We start from the raw sequence: 20,252 nt of genomic DNA, 5'->3' as shown, positions 1-20,252 counted from the left end.
TGAAGAACCTGCACGTTGTACCGCAGATGACAGCTGGATGTCGCGCCCCTCCGGCACGGTTGCGCTGCCGGCCAGCGGCCGGCACTACCGGGCATGGGCCGCTACCTCACCACTCCGGCAGTTTCTCCGGCAGCAGCGCCCGGATCGGCGCGCCGTCGGCACTGGCGGCCAGCTTTTCGGCTTCGGCAATCGGCAGGTCGACCTGCAGCAGCCAGCCGTCTTCGTCGGCCTGCTCGCTGCGGATCACTTCCAGCTGGTGCAGGCGCGCACGCAGGCGGCCGGCATCCGGCGGCAGGCGCAGCTCACCGGTCACGTGATGCAGGCCCAGGCGCTTGCCCAGCACCGCCTGCAGCAGCTCCAGGCCCTGCCCGTCACGCGCGGAAATCCACACCCGCTCCCGGCGCGACTCATCCGGGATACCGTCCTGGCCATCGTGGCGGACGTCGGCACCTTCGATGCGGTCGATCTTGTTGAACACCAGCAACTGCGGCAGGTCACCGGCACCGACCGCGGTCAGTACCTCGTCCACCTGGGCGATGCGCTCCTCGCGGTGCGGATCGGCGGCGTCGACCACGTGCAGCAGGAAATCGGCCTCGCGCGCCTCGGACAGGGTCGAGCGGAACGCAGCGACCAGGTCATGCGGCAGATCACGGACGAAGCCGACGGTGTCGGCCAGCACCACGTTGCCGCCCGGCACCGCGATGCGACGCACGGTCGGGTCCAGCGTGGCAAACAGCTGGTCGGCGGCATAGGCCTCGGCGCCGGTCATGGCATTGAACAGGGTCGACTTGCCGGCGTTGGTGTAGCCGACCAGGGCCACGCGCGGCAGCTCGCTGCGCACGCGCGCACGGCGCATCTGGGTGCGCTGCACCTCGACCTTTTCCAGCCGCTTCTGCAGCTGCTCGACCCGCTTCTGCAACAGGCGGCGGTCGGTTTCCAGCTGGGTTTCACCCGGGCCACGCAGGCCGATCGAACCACCGCGCTGGCGCTCCAGGTGGGTCCAGCCGCGCACCAGCCGCGTGGCCAGGTGACGCAGCTGTGCCAGCTCGACCTGCAGCTTGCCCTCGTGGCTGTGCGCACGCTGGGCGAAGATGTCCAGGATCAGGCCGGTACGGTCGATCACCCGGCGCTCGAGGAAGCGTTCCAGGTTGCGCTCCTGGCCCGGGCTCAACGCATGGTTGACCAGGATCAGGTCGGCACCGCTGGCATCGGCCGCGGCCTTGATCTCGTCCAGCTTGCCGCTGCCGATCAGGGTCGACGGATTCGGACGGTCCAGGCGTGCCGTGATCGTCGCGGCGATGCTGGCCCCAGCCGAGCGGGCCAGATCACCGAACTCTTCAAGCACATCGTCTTCCAGCTTGCCGAAATGGGGCTGGATCAACAGGGCGTGTTCGCCCTTCTTCGAGCGGTCAAACATTCACCGCTCCGGTATTACTCGTCTGCTTCATCACCTGCCTGACCACCTTCACCCGACTGCACGTAACCACCGCCCGGACCGACCTTCACGTTGCGTGCCGGAACGACCGTGGAAATGGCGTGCTTGTAGACCATCTGACTGACCGTGTTGCGCAGCAGGACCACGAACTGGTCAAACGACTCGATCGTGCCCTGCAGCTTGATGCCGTTCACCAGGTACACCGAAACCGGCACGCGTTCGCGCCGCAGTGCATTCAAGAAAGGATCCTGCAGCGATTGCCCCTTGGACATTGCACACTCCTGATTATTGTTCTTATTGGGTTGCCGACGGTTGCCACGGCCCCCGAGCCGCCCGCCGACCGATGATGTTACACGGCTGGCGGGGGTTCAGCGTGCGACGAAGGTCGACACCGCGCCGGCCAGGCGCTCGTGGTCGATATGGGGGTCGAACCAGCGCGCATCAAGCTCGCCGCGCAGCCAGGTCAGCTGGCGCTTGGCCAGCTGGCGGGTGGCGAAGATCGCCTTGTCACGGAAGCGGGCAGCATCGCCCTCCCCGTCCAGGTACTCCCAGGCCTGGCGATAGCCGACCGCGCGCACTGCCGGCAGGTCCAGCGGCGCCTCCACGGCAGCCATTTCCGGCATCGCGCGCAACGCTCGCACCTCGTCGAGGAAGCCCTGCGCCAGCATGGCGTCGAAGCGTGCCTCGATGCGCTGGTGCAGCACCGCGCGGTCACGCGGCGCCAGGATCAGCTTGAGGGTGCGCACCGGCAACGGCGCCACGCCCGGCCGGCGCTGCCATTCAGTGATGGGGGTGCCGGTCAGGCGATAGACCTCCAACGCCCGCTGGATGCGCTGCGGGTCGGTAGCATGGATGCGTGCGGCCGCCGCCGGATCGACCTGGGCCAGCTCTGCGTGCAGTGCTGCCCAGCCACGCTCGGCCGCCTCGGCGCTGAGTGCTTCGCGCATCGCCGGATCGGCCTCCGGCATCGGCGACAGGCCCTGCAACAGGGCGCGGAAGTACAGGCCAGTGCCACCGGCCAGGATCGGCATCTTGCCGCGTGCCACGATGTCGGCCACGACCCGGCCGGCATCGGCGGCGAATTCGGCTGCCGAGTAGGTCTGCCAGGGATCGCGCAGGTCCAGCAGATGGTGCGGCGCCTGCGCACGCTCTGCCGCATCGGGCTTGGCCGAACCGATATCCAGGTGGCGGTACACCAGCGCCGAATCGACGCTGACGATTTCGCCATCCAGCTGCTTCGCCAGGGCGATCGCGGTGGCGGTCTTGCCGCTTGCGGTCGGCCCCATCACGGCGATCGCCAGTGGCCGCCGGTCGATGCCCATCAGTCTTCGTCCGGCCAGCGGATCGTCGGCGTGGCGTCGGCGCGCGGCGTCGGCACCGCCTCGACCGCTTGCCAGATCTTCAGCGCATCGACGGTGGCCGCCACGTCATGCACGCGCACGATGCGCGCACCACGCTGGACCGCAATCAGGTGCGCGGCCACCGACGCGGCCACGCGTTCGGACGGCGTATCGCGGCCGGTCAGTTCCCCCAGGCTGCGCTTGCGCGACAAGCCGGCCAGCATCGGCACGCCCAGTTCCAGGAAGCGCTCGGAGCGCGCCAGCAGGGTCATGTTGTGGGCGGTGGTCTTGCCGAAGCCGAAACCAAGATCGACCAGCAGATTCTTCTTCGCAATGCCCGCCATTTCCGCGGCGAACAGGCGCTGCACCAGGAAGCCATGCACCTCGGCGACCACGTCGTCGTAATGCGGATCGGCCTGCATATGGCCCGGCTCGCCCTGCATGTGCATCAGCACCACTGGCACGCCGGCTTCAGCGGCGGCATCCAGCGCCCCCTCCTGGCGCAGGCCGTAGATGTCATTGATCATGCCGGCGCCGGCGGCCACGGCCGCACGCATCACCTCCGGCTTGAAGGTATCGATACTGATCGGAACCTGCGTACGGGCGGCCAGCTGCTCGATCACCGGAAGCACCCGGCGCAGCTCTTCCTCGACCGATACCGGCGCGGCGCCCGGGCGGGTGGATTCGCCGCCGATATCGAGCAGGTCCGCGCCCTCCTCGACCAGCTTCAGGCCATGTGCGACCGCGGCCTCGGTGGTGTCGTGCGCGCCGCCATCGGAGAACGAGTCCGGGGTGACGTTGACGATGCCCATGACCCGGGCGCGGTCGAGGCGCAGGATGCGGCCGGCGCAATCGAGCTGGGGCGAGGTATCGAACATGGGCAATCCTGCAGGGACAACGGCGGGTAGTTTAGTTCGGCAGGGCGGCGCCCTGCACCCGCAGAGGCCAGAGCTACAGCAAGAGCCGGAGCAACAGCGGGTTTACTGAGGGATGGCGGGGTGGGTCCGGTTGCGGGGGACGCCGTGAATCCCCCTCCGGGGTCCGGCCCAGCCGCTGGCGGCTGTGCGTTCGGGCGCTTGCGAAGCAGTGCTTCGCAAGCAAAGCGCCCTCACCCATGGAGGCTCGGTCGCGCCATCCATGGCGCTCACGCCCCCGCAACCGGACCCACCCCGCCTTCGACAGTTTTCTGCGATCTGCAGTAGATCCACGCCATGCGTGGATGACTCATTCGATATCTGACAGATGTGTCGACCAAGGTCGACACCTACCAACAGCCGCGGAGATCTGTCAGAGGTGGGGCGGTGTCGGAGGGCGGGGTGTCAGCCGCATGAATGCGGCTGCCAAGCTTACAGGGACGTACTTGCAGCGTCCCCGCACTCCGACACCGCCCCGCCATCCTACGGAAAGCCCGCTGTTGCTGTTGCTGCTGAGGTTGCCGGCCAGCGGCCGGCACTACCGCGGGTGCAGGGCGCAGCCCTGCCGATACCCTCAACGGCGGCGGCGCTTGCGGTCCACGTACAGGGTCCTGGCGATGCTCAGCACGATGCCGACACCGATACCCACCACGCAGCCCAGCAGCAGATTGTCGGCCCCCAGGCCCACACCCACGCCGACCACGGTGGCGATGACCATTTCGGCGGTGTGGGAAATCGGTTCGGGCTTCGGGGCGGACATGCGGGCTCCAGCGTCAGATCAGTTCTTCGGGATGGGCCAGTGGCCCGGAAACGACGAAGCCGGGTTGCCCCGGCCTCGTCTGGTGTCACGTGCAGCGGGCCGTCAGTGCGATTCGGCCGGGCCTGCGATCGGCGGCAGCGGACGGGCGTCGCCGCCCTTGTCGTTGCCACCATCCTTGTTCGACTTGTTCCAACCGGCCGGCGGCGGCGGATCACGGCCTTCCATGATGGCGTCGATCTGCGGCGCGTCGATGGTCTCGTACTGCAGCAACAGCTGGGACATCGCGTGCAGCTTGTCCAGGTTGGCCGTCATCAGCTCGGTGGTGCGTGCGTAAGCCTCGTCGAGGATGTTGCGCACTTCCTCGTCGATGCGGCGCGCGGTGTCGTTGGACACGCTCTTGTGCTGGGTGACCGAACGGCCCAGGAACACCTCGTCGTCCTCTTCGCCATAGGCGATCGGGCCGAGCTGGTCGGACAGGCCCCACTTGGTGACCATGTTGCGGGCCATCTTGGTGGCGCGCTCGATGTCGTTGGAGGCGCCGGTGGTGACCTTGTCGGCACCGAAGATCAGCTCTTCGGCCACGCGGCCACCGTACAGCGAGCACAGCTGCGACTTGATCGCCACGCGGTTCATCGAGTACTTGTCGCCTTCCGGCAGGTACATGGTCACACCCAGCGCGCGGCCGCGCGGAATGATGGTGACCTTGTAGACCGGGTCATGCTCGGGCACCAGACGGCCGACGATGGCGTGGCCGGCTTCGTGGTAGGCGGTGAGGGTCTTCTCCTCCTCGCTCATGGCCATCGAGCGGCGCTCGGCACCCATCAGGATCTTGTCGCGGGCACGGTCGAAGTGGTCCATGCGGACCTCCTTCTCGTTGCCACGCGCGGCGAACAGGGCAGCCTCGTTGCAGAGGTTGGCCAGGTCGGCGCCGGAGAAGCCCGGGGTACCACGCGCGATCACCATCGGCTCGACGTCGTCGGCCAGCGGCAGCTTACGCATGTGCACCTTCAGGATGTGCTCGCGACCCTTCACGTCCGGCAGGCCGACCACGACCTGGCGATCGAAACGGCCCGGGCGCAGCAGCGCCGGATCCAGCACGTCCGGACGGTTGGTCGCAGCGATCACGATCACGCCTTCGCCACCTTCAAAACCGTCCATCTCGACCAGCAGCTGGTTCAGGGTCTGCTCGCGCTCGTCATGACCGCCGCCCAGGCCGGCGCCACGGTGACGACCGACGGCGTCGATTTCGTCGATGAAGATGATGCAGGGGGCGTGCTTCTTGGCCTGCTCGAACATGTCGCGCACGCGGCTGGCGCCGACGCCGACGAACATTTCCACGAAGTCCGAACCGGAGATCGAGAAGAACGGCACCTTGGCTTCGCCGGCGATGGCCTTGGCCAGCAGCGTCTTGCCGGTACCCGGCGGGCCGACCATCAGCACGCCGCGCGGAATCTTGCCGCCCAGCTTGGTGAACTTGGAGGGGTCGCGCAGGAAGTCGACCAGCTCGCCCACTTCTTCCTTGGCCTCGTCGCAGCCAGCGACGTCGGCGAAGGTGACCTTGATCTGGTCTTCGCCCTGCAGCTTGGCGCGCGACTTGCCGAAGGACATCGCGCCCTTGGCACCGCCGCCACCGCCCTGCATCTGGCGCATGATGAACAACCAGAAGCCGATGATCAGGATGACCGGCAGGAAATTCATCAGGATCGCGCCGAGGGAAATGCCGCTGGACGGCTCCTCCTGCACGATCTCCACGTTCTTGGTACGCAGCACGTTGATCAGGTCACGATCGAACGGTGCGGTGATGGTGGACGACTGCCCACCGCGGGTGGTGTAGGTCAGCTGGCTGGTGCCGCCGCGCATGTCGCCACCAAAGGCGACCTTCTGCACGTTGCCGCTGTCCACCTGGTCCAGGAACTGCGAGTACGACGCGCCCTGCGCGCCGGCCCCGGAGGACTTCGGCGAGAAGCTCTGGAAGACCACCATCAGCACGACGGCGACGACCACCCATAGCAGGAGGTTCTTGGTCAAGTCGTTCATCCTCATTGGCTCCGGTGTTCCTCTCAGTGCTGGCGTTGCGTTGGGGTCGAACTTGCGTACGTTGCGAGCTTACTTCATGTGGGCGCGTTTTCCCTGACCCAAGGCATACACCTCGGGAGAGCGCTTGCGCGAGGCTTCCGGCTTGCGGATGGAGACCTTGTCGTACCGGCGGCGCATGTCGCGCACGTAGTCGTCAAAGCCCTCGCCCTGGAACAGCTTGATCAGGAATGCCCCACCGGTCTTCAGGTGGTTGTCGGCAAAATCCAGGGCCAGCTCCGCCAGGTGCATCATCCGCGGCTGGTCGACCGCGCCTACACCACTCTTATTGGGGGCCATGTCCGACAGCACAAGGTCTACCGGCTGATCCCCGAGCATGGCTTCAAACTGCGATAGAACGGCTTCTTCCCTGAAGTCACCATGAAGGAACTCCACGCCGGCCAGCGGCGGCATGTCCAGGATATCCAGTGCCAGCACGCGGCCGGTATCGCCGATCTGTCTCCGAACCTGCTGAGACCAGCCGCCGGGGGCCGCGCCAAGGTCGACCACCACCATGTGCGGCTTCAGCAACCGGTCACGTTCCAGCAGCTCTTCGAGCTTGTAGGCCGCGCGCGAGCGCATGCCTTCGGCCTGGGCCTTCTTCACGAAGGGGTCGGAGAAGTGTTCCTTGAGCCAGCGCTGGCTGCTTTTGCTGCGGGTAGCCATTGAAAATAGGGGCTGATGGGGTCCTCATGATACCCTGATCGCCCCATTCAACCGTGTTTTCCTGCATGTCCATCGCCCTGACCGCTTCCCAGACCCGTTTCCTGCGCGGCCAAGCCCACGACCTGAAGGCCCTGCTGCAGACCGGCGGCAAGGGCGTGACCCCGGCCTTCATCGCTGAGCTGAACGAAGTGCTGGAGCGCCACGAGCTGGTCAAGGTGAAGGTCGCTGCCGAAGACCGCGACGCCCGTGACGTGATGATCGGCGAGATCGTCGAAGCCACCGAGAGCGCGTTGGTACAGCGCATCGGCCACGTCGCCGTGCTGTACCGCCCGAGCAAGGAACAGCGCCAGATCGTGCTGCCGCGCGGCTGATCGCCTTACTGCCATGCAGCTGAACCACGAACCGCCCGATTACGCCTACAGCCTGCGCGCCGCCGATGGCCGCTCGGCCAAGGTGAATGACCAGGTGCTGGGCAGCAGTTTCTTCCTGACCCCGGACCAGCTGGTCACGCAATGGCCGGTAGTGAGCGCCACCGCGCTGCAGCTGGCTGACCTGGAGCCGATCCTGGCGCTGAACCCGGCGCTGATCGTGCTCGGCACGGGTGACCGCCAGGTATTCCCGCCGGCAGTGGTGATGGCTGCCTGCCTGTCACGCGGCATCGGCCTGGAAGTGATGAACAATCCGGCCGCCGCGCGCACCTTCAACATCCTGGCGGGCGAAGGCCGCAAGGTCGCGGCAGCTTTCATTCTGGAAGGCTGAGTCGAGGCGTCGGGCGCGCCCCGGCGCTAGCCGCCAGAAGCGGTGCAGCGGAAGGCCGAGAACTGCTTCAGCCGCCCGATCAGGTTGCCGCCTTGGCCCCAGCGGATGTCCATGATCTTCCAGTCCTGGCCCTGCCTTTGCAGCAGGACACGGTCGGTCCAGCGATAGTCGCCTATCGCCATTTCGACGGGTACCCAACTGCCATCGCCGCTCGTCGCGGGCAGCCCCACCTTTACCGTTTCCGGCCGATCCGGCGCCATGAGATACGGGCTCTGGTCCAGCATGTGCGGCTTCTCGTCATGCGCGGCCAGCACCGCACAAGTCCGCTCGTAAGCGCGCTGCGCATCGATGGCTGAGCGCAGCGCATCGCCCAGCAACGGCGGAATGGTCGCTTCGTCCGAAGCCGGCGCCTGGACGGCCGCGTAAAGACGGGTGACCACGTCGCGCGGATCGCTGGCTGCGGAGGCCAGCGGCGCGACGATGAGCAACGCGAGAGTGGAAGCAGGACGGAGCATGGGGCACCGGATTGACTGGGACCGCTCAAGAATGCCGGGTATCCCGTCCGCCGTGAAGGTGAGCCTGCGACACACAAGATCGCAAATGACCACTCTGCGGTACCCGAGTCGAGCATGGCTTGCCTCTACAGCTCAGGAACGCCGGGCATGGCCCGGCGCTATCGCATCTGACGATCAGCGTGCCGGCAGGTACTGCTGCGGGTCGACCGGCTTGCCGTTGTAGCGAATCTCGAAGTGGACCATGTCGCGGTTCGCACCGGTACGGCCCATTTCGGCGATCTGCTCACCGGCCTTCACGCTCTGCCCTTCATTCACCAGGCGCTTGCGGTTGTGGCCATAGGCCGACAGCCACTGGTCGCTGTGCTTGATGATGATCAGCTCGCCGTAGCCGACCAGGCCGGCGCCGGAATACACCACCACGCCATTGGCGGTGGCCTTGACCGCCTGGCCGCTGGTGCCGGCGATGTCGACGCCCTGCTTGGTCGCATCACCAGCCACGTAGCGGCCAACGATGGCGCCATCAGCCGGCCAGCGCCAGGCGATGTTGCTCTTCACCGGACCGACCGGCGCCGGGGCCGGCGTGGTGCTGCCGCCACTGCTGCCACCGGAACGCGGCGGGGTGACCACCGTGGTGGGCGCGCGGCCGCCGCTGGCACCGGCCGGATACAGCCGGATCACCTGCCCCGGGTAGATCGTCGAGGGGTTGTCCAGGCTGTTCCAGGCAATCAGGTCGGCCGGGGTGATGTCATGGATGCGGGCCAGCGCATAGATGGTGTCGCCCTTGCGCACCACCACGGTCTGCCCCGGCTTGGGTACCGAGGTCTTCGGCGTGGTCACACCGCCACCGGTGCTGCCACCACCAGGACGAACCACGGTGGCGGTGCCGCAGGCGGCCAGGGTGGAAACCAGCAACGCCAGCGCGCCGATGCGCACTCCCTTGCTCAGACGATCAGGACTCATGCGAACTTCGACCTCCATACAAGCCAGGCGATCAGCACCACCACCAGCGCGGTGGCGATCCAGCCCAGCGGTTCAATCCAGCGACGCAGTGCCGCTTCAGCACGCGCACCACCGATACGGATGACCGCAGCCAGCACGAACACGCGCTTGCCACGACCGATCAGCATGCTCAACAGGTACTGCGGCATCGGTACACCGACGATACCCGATGCCCACGTGAAGACCTTCATCGGGATGGGCATGAATCCGCCCAGCACCAGGAAGGTGAACACTGCCCACGGCGACTCGGCCATCTTCGCCTGCACGGTGGTGATGCCCTGCTCGATGGCCGGCAGCATGCCCAGCGCTTCGAACAACGGCTTGATCGCCTCGAAGGCGTAATGACCCAGCGCGTAGCCAACCAGTGCACCGACCATCGAGCCGGCCAGGCTCAGGGTGGCGAACCACCAACCGCGCTTGGGCTGGGCCACGCACATCGGCGCCAGCATCACCTCCGGCATCACCGGGAAGATGATCGCCTCGAAGAAGCTCAACACCGTCAGGTAGGTCGGCGCGCGTTCGTGCGCCGCCCACTTCATCGCCCGCTCGTACAGCGGCCCGAAAATCTTCATGCAACCCTGCTCCGTGGATTAGTCGAGCATGCCAGACAGCAGCGGCACGAACGTGACCGGCGCCAGCACGTGTTGTTCGATGCTGCTGTCGGCCTTGCGGTCCAGCTGTACCAGCGACTGCGCCCCGGGGCCACCGACCGGCGCCACCAGGCGGCCGCCCTCGGCCAGTTGCTCGATCAGGGCGTCGACCAGTGCCGGCGCCGCCGCAGTGACCACGATGGCATCGAACGGACCGTGCTCGGCCCAGCCGACGCGACCGTCGTCATGCTTGGTGCGGATGTTCATGCCCAGCGCACGGAAGCGCTTGCGGGCCTGCCGCAGCAGATCACCGATGCGCTCCACGGTGTAGACCTCCAGGCCCAGCGCACCGAGGATGGCGGCCTGGTAACCGGAACCGGTGCCGACTTCCAGCACCCGTTTCGGCGCGACCTGGAGGACCGCCTCGGTCATCCGCGCGACCACCCAGGGCTGCGAGATGGTCTGGCCGTGGCCGATCGGCAGCGCAGTGTCTTCATACGCGCGCGAGGCCAGTGCCTCGTCGATGAACAGATGGCGCGGCACCACCCGGATCGCATTCAAGGTCGGCTCGTCAACGATGCCGGCTTCGCGCAGGCGGTCGACCAGGCGGTCACGCACACGCTGCGAGGTCATGCCGATACCGACGGCTTCCGGTTGCAGGCGCAGGCGTGGACTCATGCCGGCTGGTCCAGCTCGGCACTGAGGCCGCCGACCCAGCTGGCCACTTTCTCCAGTGCCTGGTAGCGGGTCAGGTCCACCTGGATCGGGGTGATCGAGATATGCCCGGTGCGCACCGCATGGAAGTCGGTACCGGGGCCGGAATCCTGCTCACGGCCGGCCGGGCCGATCCAGTACACCTCGTTGCCGCGCGGGTCTTTCTGCGCGATGCAGCCTTCGGCGCGGTGGCGGTTGCCGAGGCGGGTGACCTCGAAGCCCTTGACCTCGCCCCACGGCAGGTCCGGCACGTTGACGTTGAGGATGGTGTCAGCCGGCAACGGATCGGCCTTGAGCCGGGCAACGATCTCCACCGCAGCGCGCGCGGCGGTCTCGAAGTGTTTCGGATCGTGGTTGCGGGTAACCAGCGAGACCGCCACGGCCGGCAGCCCGAGGAAGCGACCTTCCATCGCCGCCGAGACGGTGCCGGAGTAGATCACGTCATCGCCGAGGTTGGCGGCATTGTTGATGCCGGACACGACAATGTCCGGTTCGAACTCGAGCAGCCCGGTCAGCGCCAGGTGCACGCAGTCGGTCGGAGTGCCGGCCACCGAGACGGTGTAATGGTCGATGCGCTTGAGGCGGATCGGCAGGTCCAGAGTCAGCGAATTGCTGGCGCCGGAGCGATCACGGTCGGGCGCGACCACCGTGACTTCGTGTCCGGCCTCGCGCAGCACCGAAGCAAGCATCCGGATGCCTGCGGCGTCGACGCCATCGTCGTTACTGACCAGGATTCGCATCTTCGATTTAACCGCTTGATTTTCCAAGAATTCGATTCCGTCACCGTGCAGTGTGGGCGGGACCGTCGTACTCCCCTGCGGAAGCCGTCGACCCTGCAAGGGCATCGTCTATTGTGCCGCATGCGAGCCGCCGGTCCTACCCTGTCGGCGGTCATGACCGACATCGAACCGTCATAGGCAGAGCTGCGCCGGCGGTTTACCCTGTGCGCATGTCGCACCCTGAAGACGAAGATCCGGCCGCATTGTTCCGTGCGGCCATCGGCGAAGTGACGCCGCTGCGCAAGGATGCCGAGCCGGCGCCTGCCGCGCCCCGGCCGAAGCCGCGCGCGCGCATGGCCGAACGTGACGAGGCCGAAGCCGCCGGCGAATTCGCCCGGCTGCTGCGCGACAGCACGCCGCTGGAAGCCGGCGACGTGGCCAGCTATCGCCGCGACAACCTGCCACCACGCTTGTTCCAGCGCCTCAAGCGTGGCCAGTACTCGGTGCAGGACGAGCTGGACCTGCACGGCGCCACTGCGTCGCAGGCGGAGGCGCTGCTGCGCCAGTTCCTGCTGGAAGCGCATGCACACGACTATGGCTGCGTGCGCATCATCCACGGCAAGGGCCTGCAGTCCGATGGCGGTGCACCGGTGCTGAAGAATCTGGTCGATCGCCTGCTGCGGCTGCGCAACGACGTACTGGCGTTCCATTCGGCGCCGACCGGACAAGGCGGCACCGGCGCGGTGCTGGTGCTGCTGGCGCGCAGATGAAAAAAAGGGGACGGAGGGAATTAAGTCGTTTGTGCCACAAACGACTTAATTCCCTCCGTCCCCTTTTTCTGTCAGGCCTGCGAGGCGTCTTCGACGGGGCCGAGTTCGTGCAGTACGGCGGTGGCGTAGCAGCCTGGCGGCAGCGCGAATGACAGCTCCAGCACGTCGTCGGCCAGCCACTGGTGCTGCAGCAGCGCCGGGCGCAGGCGCAATGCGCGGCGCTCCTGCTTCAGCCGTGCGTCTTCCAGGCCGGCCCGCAGTGCCTTTGACTCCTCGTCGTCCAGCGCGGCCAGCTCCAGCTCACGTGCCACGTCGGCGCTGCGCAGCTCGCCTTCGCCCCACAGCGGTGCGCTGGGATGGATGTCGAAACGCGCCAGTCGCTCGGCCAGCACGTCGGTGTACGGCTCGGGTCCGAACACGCTGCGGCTGCCATCGAGCATCCACACTTCGCCATCGAGCGGCTGATCCCAGTTGCCCTGCTCCACGCGCGCGGCCAGCACGCGGTTGAACAGCGCCGAACGGGCTGCAGAGAGCAGCAGCGAACGCTGGTCCTTGCGCATGCGGCGGCCACCGAACATCGCCAGTGCGGCCGGTACGTTGCCACCGTCGCGACCGAAACGCTGTTCACCAAACCAGTTCGGCAGGCCGCGCGCGGCAATCTGCTGCAGGCGCTCGCTGATCGCGGCGGCATCCCCCTGCACCTCGCGCAGTACCAGCTTGAAGCGGTTGCCGGCCAGTGCACCGCGCTGCAGCTTGCGGTTGTGCCAGGTCGCTTCGAGCACCTCGATTTCGTCACTGGCCAACTCGGCCAGATCCGGCGCGATGCGCTTGGGCAGGTGCACGCTGAACCGCTGGGTGGTGACCGCGTGGCGGTCTTTCATCCCGGCATAGCTCACCGCCATTTCCGGCAGGCCCGCCCACTTGGCCAGCAGCTTGGCCACATGCACGGTGTTGGCACCGCGCTTACGGATGTGCAGCAGCAGGTGTTCGCCTTCACCGGTCGCCTCGAAGGCCGGCAGTTCGTCCACCTGGAAATCGTCCGGCGTGGTGCGGATGCGCGCCGTCAGCAACGGTGCACCAAACGCCAACGGCAGCGGGATCATGCCGCCACCAGCAGTACCACCGCCTGTGCGGCGATGCCTTCGCCACGACCAGTGAAGCCCAGCTTCTCAGACGTGGTGGCCTTGACGCTGACTGCATCCAGCGGCAACTGCAGCAACCCACCGATGCGCTCACGCATCGCCAGCGCATGCGGGCCGACCTTCGGCCGCTCGCAGATCACGGTGATGTCGGTGTTGCCGACGCGCCAGCCACGCTCGCGCAGCAGGCTGTGGCAATGGCGAACGAAATCACTGCTGTCGGCGCCCTTCCAGCGGTCGTCACTCGGCGGAAAATGCTGGCCGATATCGCCCAGCGCCAGCGCGCCGAGCATCGCATCGCACAGGGCGTGCAGGATCACGTCGCCATCGCTGTGCGCGAGCACGCCGCAGCTGTGCGGCACGTTCACGCCGCCGAGCATGATGTGATCGCCTTCACCGAAGGCATGGACGTCGTAGCCCTGGCCGATGCGGACGGGCGGGAACGGTGCGGTGCTCATGGATGCAACCCTTGCAACAGGGCCGCGCGGACGGTCAGCCGGCGCGGCGGGAAAGTACGAATTCGAACCGGTCCAGATCGGCCGGGGTGGTGACCTTGAAGTTGTCCTCGCTGCCTTCCACCAGCAGCGGGCGCTGACCCTGGCGTTCCATGGCCATGGCCTCGTCGGTGACGTCAACACCGGCGGCCGCTGCGTCGGACAGCGCGCGGCTGAGCTGGTGGCGGCGGAACAGCTGCGGCGTCAGTGCGCGCCACAGGCGCTCGCGTGGCTCGGTGCCATCGATGCCGCCGTCGTCGCCAGCGCGCTTGAGGGTGTCGCGCACCGGCGCAGCCAGGATCGCCCCGACCGGGTCGGCACGACCGACTTCAAGCAGACGACCGAGATCGGCCAGCGACAGGTTCGGCCGTGCAGCATCGTGAACCAGCACGAATTCATCGGCACGCACGGTGTCCGGCAGCGCCTGCAACCCGGCCAGCACCGAGGCGGCACGGGTCGCGCCGCCGATGCAGGTCAGCACCGGCTTGCCCGACCACTCATTCCAGCCCGGCCAGTCGGCATCGTCCTGGCCGATCACCACCATCGCTCCGGCCACGGCGGGGTGCGCCAGCAGCGCGTCCAGCGTGTGGGCGAGCAGGATCTGCCCGCCCGCCTGCAGGTACTGCTTGGGCAGCGGTGCACCGAAGCGGGTGCCACGGCCGGCCGCAGGAACAACGACCCAGATCGCCGCGCTCATGGCACGTCTGCCGGGTGTTCGCCCGCCTGGGCAGTGACGCCGGCAGCAGGCTGCGCCGGGTGGACCGGCGCATCCTCGACCACACGGTAGAACTTCTCGCCAGGCTTGATCATGCCCAGCTCGCTGCGCGCGCGTTCCTCGATGGCGGACTGGCCTTCCTTGAGGTCCTTCACTTCGGCAGCGAGCGCGTCGTTGCGCTGCTGCAGACCCTCATTGTCCCGCTCCTGGTTGGCGACCTGGGCTTCGAGCATCATCACTTCACCCGAGTTGCCCGGACCGAACCAGAAGCGGTACTGCAGCCAGCCCAGCAGCAGGGCCAGCACCAGCAGCATCCAGCGCCAGTCGCGCATCGGCTCAGCGCTTCAGTGAAACGAACGCGTCACGACCGGCGTAACGCGCGCCGGCGCCGAGGGCTTCCTCGATGCGCAGCAGCTGGTTGTACTTGGCCACGCGATCGCTGCGGCACAGCGAGCCGGTCTTGATCTGGGTGGCGGTGGTGGCCACCGAGATATCGGCAATGGTGGTGTCTTCGGTTTCGCCCGAACGGTGCGAGACGACGGCGGCATAGCCGGCGCGGTCGGCCATCGCGATCGCTTCCAGGGTTTCGCTCAGGGTGCCGATCTGGTTGACCTTGATCAGGATCGCGTTGGCGGTGCCCGAGTCGATGCCTTCCTGGAAGATCTTCGGGTTGGTCACGAACAGGTCGTCGCCAACCAGCTGCACCTTCTTGCCGATGCGGTCGGTCAGCAGCTTCCAGCCGGCCCAGTCGTTCTCGGCCAGGCCATCTTCAATCGTGATGATCGGGTACTGCGCGGCCCAGTCGGCGAGGAAGTCGACGAACTGCTCGGAGGTCAGGCGCTTGTTCTCGCCGACCAGGTTGTACTTGCCGTTTTCGAAGAATTCGCTGGAGGCGACGTCCAGGCCCAGCAGCACGTCTTCACCGGCGGTATAGCCAGCCTTGCCGATCGCTTCGAGGATGGTGTCGAGTGCTTCGACGTTGCTACGGAAGTCCGGTGCGAAGCCGCCTTCGTCGCCGACCGCCGTGCTCAGGCCGTGGCCCTTCAGCACCGACTTCAGCGAATGGAAGATTTCGGTGCCCGCGCGCAGCGCTTCGGAGAACGAGGTGAAGCCGACCGGCAGCACCATGAACTCCTGGAAGTCGACGTTGTTGTCGGCGTGCGCGCCGCCGTTGATGATGTTCATCATCGGCACCGGCAGCGACGGGGTCACGCCGGTCTTGGCAGCCAGGTACTGCCACAGCGCCTGCTTGTTCGATGCAGCGGCGGCGTGCGCGGCGGCCATCGAAACACCCAGCAGCGCGTTGGCGCCGAGGCGGCCTTTGTTCTCGGTGCCGTCGAGGTCGATCAGGCGACGGTCGAGGCCGGCCTGGTCGGTGGCTTCGAAGCCCTTCAGCGCATTGGCGATGGTGGTGTTGACGTTGTCGACAGCCTTGCGCACACCCTTGCCCAGGTAACGGGTCTTGTCGCCATCACGCAGCTCGACCGCTTCCTTGGTGCCGGTCGAGGCGCCGGAGGGAACCGCGGCACGACCGAACGAACCGTCCTCCAGGATGACTTCGGCTTCCAGCGTGGGGTTGCCACGGCTGTCGAGGATTTCACGGGCGTGGATGCTGCGGATCGTACTCATGGTCGGGCCGGTTACCTGTATGGAGAGGGGGCGACAAAACGAATGCCGCGTGATTATCCCCGGCTGCCCGCCACTTGCCAAATGGCGTGGGCAGCTTCAGCCCCAACTGGACCCGATCACGATCAGGATCATCGACACCAGCATCACCAGCAATGCACCGGCAATCGCTGCCAGGATGGGGCCACGCCGCCGTCGCCAGGCCAGCACCATCGCCACCGGGCTACCCAGGAAGGACAGCACCATCGTGACCAGCGCGCCCAGCAGCCACCACTGCGTGGCCTGCACGCCGTTGTTTCCATCCCCCGGCGGCCGGAAACCGGACGTGAAGGCCAGCACGCCCACCACCAGGGCGATCCAGGTCAACACGGACAGCCCCAGGGCGATCAGGCCCCAGGGCCAGCCACGCGCCGATGTGGTCGTATTCATCAGAGCAATCCGTAGAACAGGGCGCCCAGCCACAGCGAGAGCAGGATGATCGCCAGGGCAGCCGTGACCTTGCCGCGGTTCAGCCGCCAGGCCAGCACAGCGGCAGCGACGCAGCCCACGGCACCGAGCAGCTCCGCCACCAGCAGCGCAATGAAGTACGCCCGCAGATCGAGCGTACTGCTGCCATCACCGGGGGGCCGCACCGACGCAGCGCCGATCAGTACCAGCCCGAACATGCCCACGGTGAACAGCACGGCCAGACCCAGTGCGATCACGCCCCAGGGCCACCGTTTCCAGTGCCGGCGGTGACGCTGGGTTTCCAGCGCCCCCCGCGGGTCACGACTCACGCGAAGCGCGAAAAGCCGTGCTTCTTGGTCACCGCATCGAGTTCCATCAGGGTCTCGAGCAGCGCTTCCATCTGGTCCAGCGGCCACGCATTGGGGCCATCGGACAGCGCCTTGGACGGGTCCGGATGGGTCTCGGCGAACAGGCCGGAGATGCCCACCGCCACGGCGGCACGGGCCAGCACCGGCACGTGCTCACGCTGGCCACCGGAACTGGTGCCCTGCCCACCCGGCAGCTGCACCGAATGGGTGGCGTCGAACACCACCGGGCAACCGGTATCGCGCATCACCGCCAGCGAACGCATGTCGCTGACCAGGTTGTTGTAGCCGAAGCTGGCACCGCGCTCGCAGACCATGATCTGCTCATTGCCGGTGGCCTTGGCCTTTTCCACGACCGGCTTCATGTCCCACGGCGCCAGGAACTGGCCCTTCTTGATGTTGACCGGCTTGCCGGCCGAGCACACCTTGCGAATGAAGTCGGTCTGGCGGACCAGGAACGCCGGGGTCTGCAGCACGTCCACCACCGAGGCCACTTCGTCCATCGGAGTGTATTCGTGGACATCGGTCAGCACCGGCACGCCGATCTGCTTCTTGACCTCGGCCAGGACCTTCAGGCCCTCTTCCATGCCCGGGCCGCGGAATGCGGTGCCCGAAGTGCGGTTGGCCTTGTCGAAGCTGGACTTGAAGATGAAGTTGACGCCGAGCTTGTCGGTGACTTCCTTCAACTTGCCGGCGGTATCGAGCTGCAGCTGCATCGACTCGATCACGCAGGGGCCGGCGATCAGGAACAGGGGCTGGTCCAGCCCGACCTCGAATCCACACAGTTTCATGGCGTTTCCTTGTTGTCCTCGGCACCGGCCGGGCCGGTGCGCTGGGGGTTGAAGCGTGCAAGATGGGGGCCGGCGGCCCCCATCACAAGTCAGGCGCGGGCTTCCTGCAGCAGCTTGCCGCCAGCCTTGCGCTCGCGTGCGGCACGGATGAAACCGATGAACAGCGGGTGGCCGTCACGCGGCGTGGACAGGAATTCCGGGTGCGCCTGGCAGGCCAGGAACCACGGGTGCGCATCGCGCGGCAGCTCCACCACTTCCACCAGGGTGTCATCCATCGACTTGCCAGCGATCACCAGGCCCGCATCTTCCAGCTGGGTGCGGTAGCGGTTGTTGAACTCGTAGCGGTGGCGGTGGCGCTCGGCAACCACGTCCTTGCCGTACAGCTCACGGGCCAGCGTGCCCGGCTTCAGGCGCTGTTCCTGCAGGCCCAGGCGCATGGTGCCACCGAGGTCGCTCTTGTCATCACGCTTTTCGACGTCGCCGGTTGCCGTACGCCATTCGGTGATCAGGCCGATCACCGGGTTCGGCGACTGGCGGTCGTTCTCGGTGCTGTTGGCACCTTCCAGGCCGACCACGTTACGGGCGTAATCGACGACGGCCGCCTGCATGCCGTAGCAGATGCCGAAGTACGGCACGTGCTGCTCGCGGGCGAACTTCGAGGTCAGCACCTTGCCTTCGAAACCACGGTCACCGAAGCCGCCCGGCACCAGGATGCCGTCGACATCGGCCAGTGCGGCCATGTCGGTGCCTTCCAGGTCCTGTGCTTCCAGCCACTTCAGGTTGACCTTGGTGCGCTGGCGCAGGCCGCCGTGCTTGAGCGCTTCGCCGACCGACTTGTAGGCATCCTGGTGGTCGACGTACTTGCCGACCACGGCGATGGTCACTTCGTCCAGCGGGTGCAGGGTCGCATCGACCGCGTCTTCCCACATCGACAGATCGACCGGGCCGGCCTTGTCGGCCAGCTTCAGCTGGTTGACCACGATCTCGTCCAGGCCCTGCGCGTGCAGGCCCGACGGAATGCGGTACAGCACGTCGACGTCCGGCACGCTGATCACCGCGCGCTCGGAAACGTTGGTGAACTGGGCGATCTTGCGGCGCTCCGAATCCGGCACCGCCTGCTCGGAACGGCACAGCAGCACGTCCGGCTGGATGCCGATCGAACGCAGTTCCTTCACCGAGTGCTGGGTCGGCTTGGTCTTCAGCTCGCCAGCGGCGCCGATGTACGGCACCAGGGTGAGGTGCATGAACAGTGCCTTCTCGGGGCCACGCTCGGTGCGCACCTGGCGGATCGCTTCCAGGAACGGCAGCGACTCGATGTCGCCGACAGTACCGCCGATCTCGACCAGCGCCACGTCGTAGCCTTCGGTGGCTTCGTCGATGCAGCGGCGGATCTCGTCGGTGATGTGCGGGATGACCTGCACGGTCGCGCCCAGGTAGTCGCCGCGGCGCTCCTTGCGGATCACGTTCTCGTAGATGCGGCCGGTGGTGACCGAGTTCTTGCGGCTCAGGCGGGTGCGCACGAAGCGCTCGTAATGGCCCAGGTCGAGGTCGGTCTCGGCGCCGTCGTCGGTGACATAGACCTCACCGTGCTGGAACGGGCTCATGGTGCCCGGGTCGACGTTGATGTACGGGTCGAGCTTCATCATCGTGACCTTCAGGCCACGGGCTTCGAGAATGGCGGCCAGCGACGCGGCGGCAATGCCTTTGCCGAGCGAGGACACCACGCCGCCGGTTACGAAAATCAAGGGAGTCATGGCTGCAAGCATCCTGTCTGGAAATGGAAAACGGCAGCACCACGCGCGCCCGGAGGGCAGGCATGGTGCTCAGAGGGGGTTTTCCGGTTCGCTGTGGCAGCGAGGGAGGTGCGGATCCGTGCGACGGCAGGCGCCGGACGGGGACCACCGTGCGAGGTCGGGGCGACCGTGCCGGTCAAATCGACCGTCACCTGCGACCCGCCATGCTGGAAGCCACGCTTGGCCGCTCCAGCCCATTCGCAAATGGTGGACACGCACTTACTCCCGGAAAGCCATAGTTTACAGATTGATGGCCGCCAACCCAAGAGGCAGATGGCACGCCACTAAAAAGAAACGCCCCGCAAAGCGGGGCGTTCCGGAGCGCAACCCTTGTCGCAAGGGCGCCTGGCAGGGGGCGGGATCAGCGCTTCTTGCGCGCTTCCTCTTCCTCTTCCTGCTGCGGGGCCGGCTGGCCCTGCGCCTTCATTTCGGCATTGGCCTGGGCCCGACGCTTGGCCTTGGCATCGGCCTCGGCCTGCGCCTTGTCGGCCTGGTCACCCTGCTGCGGGGCCGGCTGGCCGGCGTTCTGCGCCACCACCAGCGGCACTGCAACGGCGGCAGCGGCCAGGATCGCAATGGTCAGCAACTTCTTCATGAGGTCCTCCTCGCGGTATGGCTTGGATGTTTC

25 protein-coding genes are annotated in these 20,252 nt (G+C 66.8%); 3 read left to right on the top strand and 22 right to left on the bottom strand.

All coding sequences use genetic code 11. The features are described 5' to 3' along the window. Positions 1–106: 106 nt before the first annotated feature. The 7 genes from hflX to rlmE form a co-directional block, all read right to left on the bottom strand. Positions 107–1,417 (bottom strand): ribosome rescue GTPase HflX, encoded by a 1,311-nt coding sequence (gene hflX / locus ACZK5G_RS08310; RefSeq protein ID WP_478465981.1) that lies wholly within the window; start codon positions 1,415–1,417, stop codon positions 107–109. 14 nt (positions 1,418–1,431) lie between these two features. Then, on the bottom strand, positions 1,432–1,707 hold the full coding sequence (gene hfq / locus ACZK5G_RS08305; RefSeq protein WP_004152891.1) for an RNA chaperone Hfq: 276 nt from the start codon (positions 1,705–1,707) through the stop codon (positions 1,432–1,434). A 96-nt stretch (positions 1,708–1,803) separates the two neighbouring features. Continuing rightward, positions 1,804–2,757 carry a tRNA (adenosine(37)-N6)-dimethylallyltransferase MiaA gene (gene miaA, locus ACZK5G_RS08300; RefSeq protein ID WP_180859969.1) on the bottom strand — a complete coding sequence of 318 codons (954 nt, stop codon included), beginning with the start codon at positions 2,755–2,757 and terminating at the stop codon, positions 1,804–1,806. After that, the gene (gene folP, locus ACZK5G_RS08295; protein WP_121503757.1) at positions 2,757–3,653 is read right to left on the bottom strand and encodes a dihydropteroate synthase; all 897 of its coding nucleotides are present in this window, start codon (positions 3,651–3,653) and stop codon (positions 2,757–2,759) included. The genes miaA and folP overlap by 1 nt, the downstream gene beginning before the upstream one ends. A 610-nt stretch (positions 3,654–4,263) precedes the next feature. After that, on the bottom strand, positions 4,264–4,449 hold the full coding sequence (locus ACZK5G_RS08290) for a hypothetical protein (protein WP_021202558.1): 186 nt from the start codon (positions 4,447–4,449) through the stop codon (positions 4,264–4,266). A 102-nt stretch (positions 4,450–4,551) separates the two neighbouring features. Next, the gene (gene ftsH, locus ACZK5G_RS08285) at positions 4,552–6,486 is read right to left on the bottom strand and encodes an ATP-dependent zinc metalloprotease FtsH (RefSeq protein ID WP_010485966.1); all 1,935 of its coding nucleotides are present in this window, start codon (positions 6,484–6,486) and stop codon (positions 4,552–4,554) included. Positions 6,487–6,555: 69 nt separating this feature from the next. Continuing rightward, a complete protein-coding gene (gene rlmE / locus ACZK5G_RS08280; RefSeq protein WP_005409014.1) occupies positions 6,556–7,188 on the bottom strand; it encodes a 23S rRNA (uridine(2552)-2'-O)-methyltransferase RlmE in 633 nt (210 codons plus the stop codon). 65 nt (positions 7,189–7,253) lie between these two features. On the opposite strand from rlmE, the gene yhbY reads away from it, so the two are divergent. Then, on the top strand, positions 7,254–7,559 hold the full coding sequence (yhbY, locus tag ACZK5G_RS08275; RefSeq protein ID WP_004152868.1) for a ribosome assembly RNA-binding protein YhbY: 306 nt from the start codon (positions 7,254–7,256) through the stop codon (positions 7,557–7,559). 13 nt (positions 7,560–7,572) lie between these two features. Then, positions 7,573–7,947, top strand: coding sequence for an Mth938-like domain-containing protein (locus tag ACZK5G_RS08270; protein ID WP_012510659.1), 375 nt, complete (start codon positions 7,573–7,575; stop codon positions 7,945–7,947). Positions 7,948–7,973: 26 nt separating this feature from the next. On the opposite strand, the gene ACZK5G_RS08265 is transcribed toward ACZK5G_RS08270, so the two are convergent. The 5 genes from ACZK5G_RS08265 to surE all read right to left on the bottom strand — a co-directional run bounded on the left by ACZK5G_RS08265 (position 7,974) and on the right by surE (position 11,505). Continuing rightward, positions 7,974–8,462, bottom strand: coding sequence for a YqhG/Tai3 family protein (locus tag ACZK5G_RS08265; RefSeq protein WP_478465979.1), 489 nt, complete (start codon positions 8,460–8,462; stop codon positions 7,974–7,976). Positions 8,463–8,636: 174 nt separating this feature from the next. Continuing rightward, positions 8,637–9,422 carry a peptidoglycan DD-metalloendopeptidase family protein gene (locus ACZK5G_RS08260; protein WP_032130122.1) on the bottom strand — a complete coding sequence of 262 codons (786 nt, stop codon included), beginning with the start codon at positions 9,420–9,422 and terminating at the stop codon, positions 8,637–8,639. Next, the gene (locus tag ACZK5G_RS08255; RefSeq protein ID WP_014036746.1) at positions 9,419–10,033 is read right to left on the bottom strand and encodes a YqaA family protein; all 615 of its coding nucleotides are present in this window, start codon (positions 10,031–10,033) and stop codon (positions 9,419–9,421) included. The genes ACZK5G_RS08260 and ACZK5G_RS08255 overlap by 4 nt, the downstream gene beginning before the upstream one ends. A gap of 18 nt (positions 10,034–10,051) precedes the next feature. Beyond that, complete coding sequence (locus tag ACZK5G_RS08250; protein WP_478465978.1) at positions 10,052–10,729, bottom strand: protein-L-isoaspartate(D-aspartate) O-methyltransferase; 678 nt, start codon at positions 10,727–10,729, stop codon at positions 10,052–10,054. Beyond that, the gene (gene surE, locus ACZK5G_RS08245; protein ID WP_478465976.1) at positions 10,726–11,505 is read right to left on the bottom strand and encodes a 5'/3'-nucleotidase SurE; all 780 of its coding nucleotides are present in this window, start codon (positions 11,503–11,505) and stop codon (positions 10,726–10,728) included. Before surE ends, ACZK5G_RS08250 begins: the two co-directional genes overlap by 4 nt. 209 nt (positions 11,506–11,714) lie before the next feature. Between surE and ACZK5G_RS08240 the strand changes: the two genes are divergently transcribed. Further along, a complete protein-coding gene (locus ACZK5G_RS08240) occupies positions 11,715–12,254 on the top strand; it encodes a Smr/MutS family protein (protein ID WP_032130120.1) in 540 nt (179 codons plus the stop codon). A gap of 71 nt (positions 12,255–12,325) precedes the next feature. Here ACZK5G_RS08240 and truD read toward each other — a convergent pair whose 3' ends face one another. The 10 genes from truD to ACZK5G_RS08190 form a co-directional block, all read right to left on the bottom strand. Further along, a complete protein-coding gene (truD, locus tag ACZK5G_RS08235) occupies positions 12,326–13,357 on the bottom strand; it encodes a tRNA pseudouridine(13) synthase TruD (RefSeq protein WP_478465974.1) in 1,032 nt (343 codons plus the stop codon). Next, the gene (ispF, locus tag ACZK5G_RS08230) at positions 13,354–13,851 is read right to left on the bottom strand and encodes a 2-C-methyl-D-erythritol 2,4-cyclodiphosphate synthase (protein ID WP_478465972.1); all 498 of its coding nucleotides are present in this window, start codon (positions 13,849–13,851) and stop codon (positions 13,354–13,356) included. Before ispF ends, truD begins: the two co-directional genes overlap by 4 nt. A gap of 34 nt (positions 13,852–13,885) precedes the next feature. Beyond that, the gene (gene ispD / locus ACZK5G_RS08225; protein ID WP_049400377.1) at positions 13,886–14,584 is read right to left on the bottom strand and encodes a 2-C-methyl-D-erythritol 4-phosphate cytidylyltransferase; all 699 of its coding nucleotides are present in this window, start codon (positions 14,582–14,584) and stop codon (positions 13,886–13,888) included. Then, positions 14,581–14,934, bottom strand: coding sequence for a cell division protein FtsB (ftsB, locus tag ACZK5G_RS08220; protein ID WP_032130117.1), 354 nt, complete (start codon positions 14,932–14,934; stop codon positions 14,581–14,583). Before ftsB ends, ispD begins: the two co-directional genes overlap by 4 nt. 4 nt (positions 14,935–14,938) lie before the next feature. Continuing rightward, positions 14,939–16,231: a phosphopyruvate hydratase gene (eno, locus tag ACZK5G_RS08215; protein ID WP_032130116.1), complete on the bottom strand. Its 1,293-nt coding sequence runs from the start codon at positions 16,229–16,231 to the stop codon at positions 14,939–14,941. Positions 16,232–16,327: 96 nt separating this feature from the next. Continuing rightward, positions 16,328–16,657, bottom strand: coding sequence for a hypothetical protein (locus ACZK5G_RS08210; RefSeq protein ID WP_049400376.1), 330 nt, complete (start codon positions 16,655–16,657; stop codon positions 16,328–16,330). Further along, entirely contained in the window at positions 16,657–17,004 is a 348-nt protein-coding gene (locus ACZK5G_RS08205) for a hypothetical protein (protein WP_478465970.1), read from the bottom strand. Before ACZK5G_RS08205 ends, ACZK5G_RS08210 begins: the two co-directional genes overlap by 1 nt. After that, entirely contained in the window at positions 17,001–17,831 is an 831-nt protein-coding gene (gene kdsA / locus ACZK5G_RS08200; protein ID WP_014036736.1) for a 3-deoxy-8-phosphooctulonate synthase, read from the bottom strand. The genes ACZK5G_RS08205 and kdsA overlap by 4 nt, the downstream gene beginning before the upstream one ends. Before the next feature lie 89 nt (positions 17,832–17,920). After that, positions 17,921–19,585 (bottom strand): CTP synthase, encoded by a 1,665-nt coding sequence (locus ACZK5G_RS08195; protein ID WP_014036735.1) that lies wholly within the window; start codon positions 19,583–19,585, stop codon positions 17,921–17,923. A gap of 400 nt (positions 19,586–19,985) precedes the next feature. Next, entirely contained in the window at positions 19,986–20,219 is a 234-nt protein-coding gene (locus ACZK5G_RS08190; protein ID WP_005416022.1) for a hypothetical protein, read from the bottom strand. Positions 20,220–20,252: the final 33 nt, after the last annotated feature.

The organism is Stenotrophomonas sp. 62841_Sma (genome assembly GCF_056482945.1).
Note: the sequence above shows the minus strand (reverse complement) of the source record. Positions and strands in the feature narration are given on the sequence as shown.

What these genes read in the sequence shown, in the direction of transcription:
- hflX (WP_478465981.1), bottom strand. Translation starts at nt 1,417, where the DNA reads ATGTTTGACCGCTCGAAGAAGGGCGAACACGCCCTGTTGATCCAGCCC.
- hfq (WP_004152891.1), bottom strand. Translation starts at nt 1,707, where the DNA reads ATGTCCAAGGGGCAATCGCTGCAGGATCCTTTCTTGAATGCACTGCGG.
- miaA (WP_180859969.1), bottom strand. Translation starts at nt 2,757, where the DNA reads ATGGGCATCGACCGGCGGCCACTGGCGATCGCCGTGATGGGGCCGACC.
- folP (WP_121503757.1), bottom strand. Translation starts at nt 3,653, where the DNA reads ATGTTCGATACCTCGCCCCAGCTCGATTGCGCCGGCCGCATCCTGCGC.
- ACZK5G_RS08290 (WP_021202558.1), bottom strand. Translation starts at nt 4,449, where the DNA reads ATGTCCGCCCCGAAGCCCGAACCGATTTCCCACACCGCCGAAATGGTC.
- ftsH (WP_010485966.1), bottom strand. Translation starts at nt 6,486, where the DNA reads ATGAACGACTTGACCAAGAACCTCCTGCTATGGGTGGTCGTCGCCGTC.
- rlmE (WP_005409014.1), bottom strand. Translation starts at nt 7,188, where the DNA reads ATGGCTACCCGCAGCAAAAGCAGCCAGCGCTGGCTCAAGGAACACTTC.
- yhbY (WP_004152868.1), top strand. Translation starts at nt 7,254, where the DNA reads ATGTCCATCGCCCTGACCGCTTCCCAGACCCGTTTCCTGCGCGGCCAA.
- ACZK5G_RS08270 (WP_012510659.1), top strand. Translation starts at nt 7,573, where the DNA reads ATGCAGCTGAACCACGAACCGCCCGATTACGCCTACAGCCTGCGCGCC.
- ACZK5G_RS08265 (WP_478465979.1), bottom strand. Translation starts at nt 8,462, where the DNA reads ATGCTCCGTCCTGCTTCCACTCTCGCGTTGCTCATCGTCGCGCCGCTG.
- ACZK5G_RS08260 (WP_032130122.1), bottom strand. Translation starts at nt 9,422, where the DNA reads ATGAGTCCTGATCGTCTGAGCAAGGGAGTGCGCATCGGCGCGCTGGCG.
- ACZK5G_RS08255 (WP_014036746.1), bottom strand. Translation starts at nt 10,033, where the DNA reads ATGAAGATTTTCGGGCCGCTGTACGAGCGGGCGATGAAGTGGGCGGCG.
- ACZK5G_RS08250 (WP_478465978.1), bottom strand. Translation starts at nt 10,729, where the DNA reads ATGAGTCCACGCCTGCGCCTGCAACCGGAAGCCGTCGGTATCGGCATG.
- surE (WP_478465976.1), bottom strand. Translation starts at nt 11,505, where the DNA reads ATGCGAATCCTGGTCAGTAACGACGATGGCGTCGACGCCGCAGGCATC.
- ACZK5G_RS08240 (WP_032130120.1), top strand. Translation starts at nt 11,715, where the DNA reads ATGTCGCACCCTGAAGACGAAGATCCGGCCGCATTGTTCCGTGCGGCC.
- truD (WP_478465974.1), bottom strand. Translation starts at nt 13,357, where the DNA reads ATGATCCCGCTGCCGTTGGCGTTTGGTGCACCGTTGCTGACGGCGCGC.
- ispF (WP_478465972.1), bottom strand. Translation starts at nt 13,851, where the DNA reads ATGAGCACCGCACCGTTCCCGCCCGTCCGCATCGGCCAGGGCTACGAC.
- ispD (WP_049400377.1), bottom strand. Translation starts at nt 14,584, where the DNA reads ATGAGCGCGGCGATCTGGGTCGTTGTTCCTGCGGCCGGCCGTGGCACC.
- ftsB (WP_032130117.1), bottom strand. Translation starts at nt 14,934, where the DNA reads ATGCGCGACTGGCGCTGGATGCTGCTGGTGCTGGCCCTGCTGCTGGGC.
- eno (WP_032130116.1), bottom strand. Translation starts at nt 16,231, where the DNA reads ATGAGTACGATCCGCAGCATCCACGCCCGTGAAATCCTCGACAGCCGT.
- ACZK5G_RS08210 (WP_049400376.1), bottom strand. Translation starts at nt 16,657, where the DNA reads ATGAATACGACCACATCGGCGCGTGGCTGGCCCTGGGGCCTGATCGCC.
- kdsA (WP_014036736.1), bottom strand. Translation starts at nt 17,831, where the DNA reads ATGAAACTGTGTGGATTCGAGGTCGGGCTGGACCAGCCCCTGTTCCTG.
- ACZK5G_RS08195 (WP_014036735.1), bottom strand. Translation starts at nt 19,585, where the DNA reads ATGACTCCCTTGATTTTCGTAACCGGCGGCGTGGTGTCCTCGCTCGGC.
- ACZK5G_RS08190 (WP_005416022.1), bottom strand. Translation starts at nt 20,219, where the DNA reads ATGAAGAAGTTGCTGACCATTGCGATCCTGGCCGCTGCCGCCGTTGCA.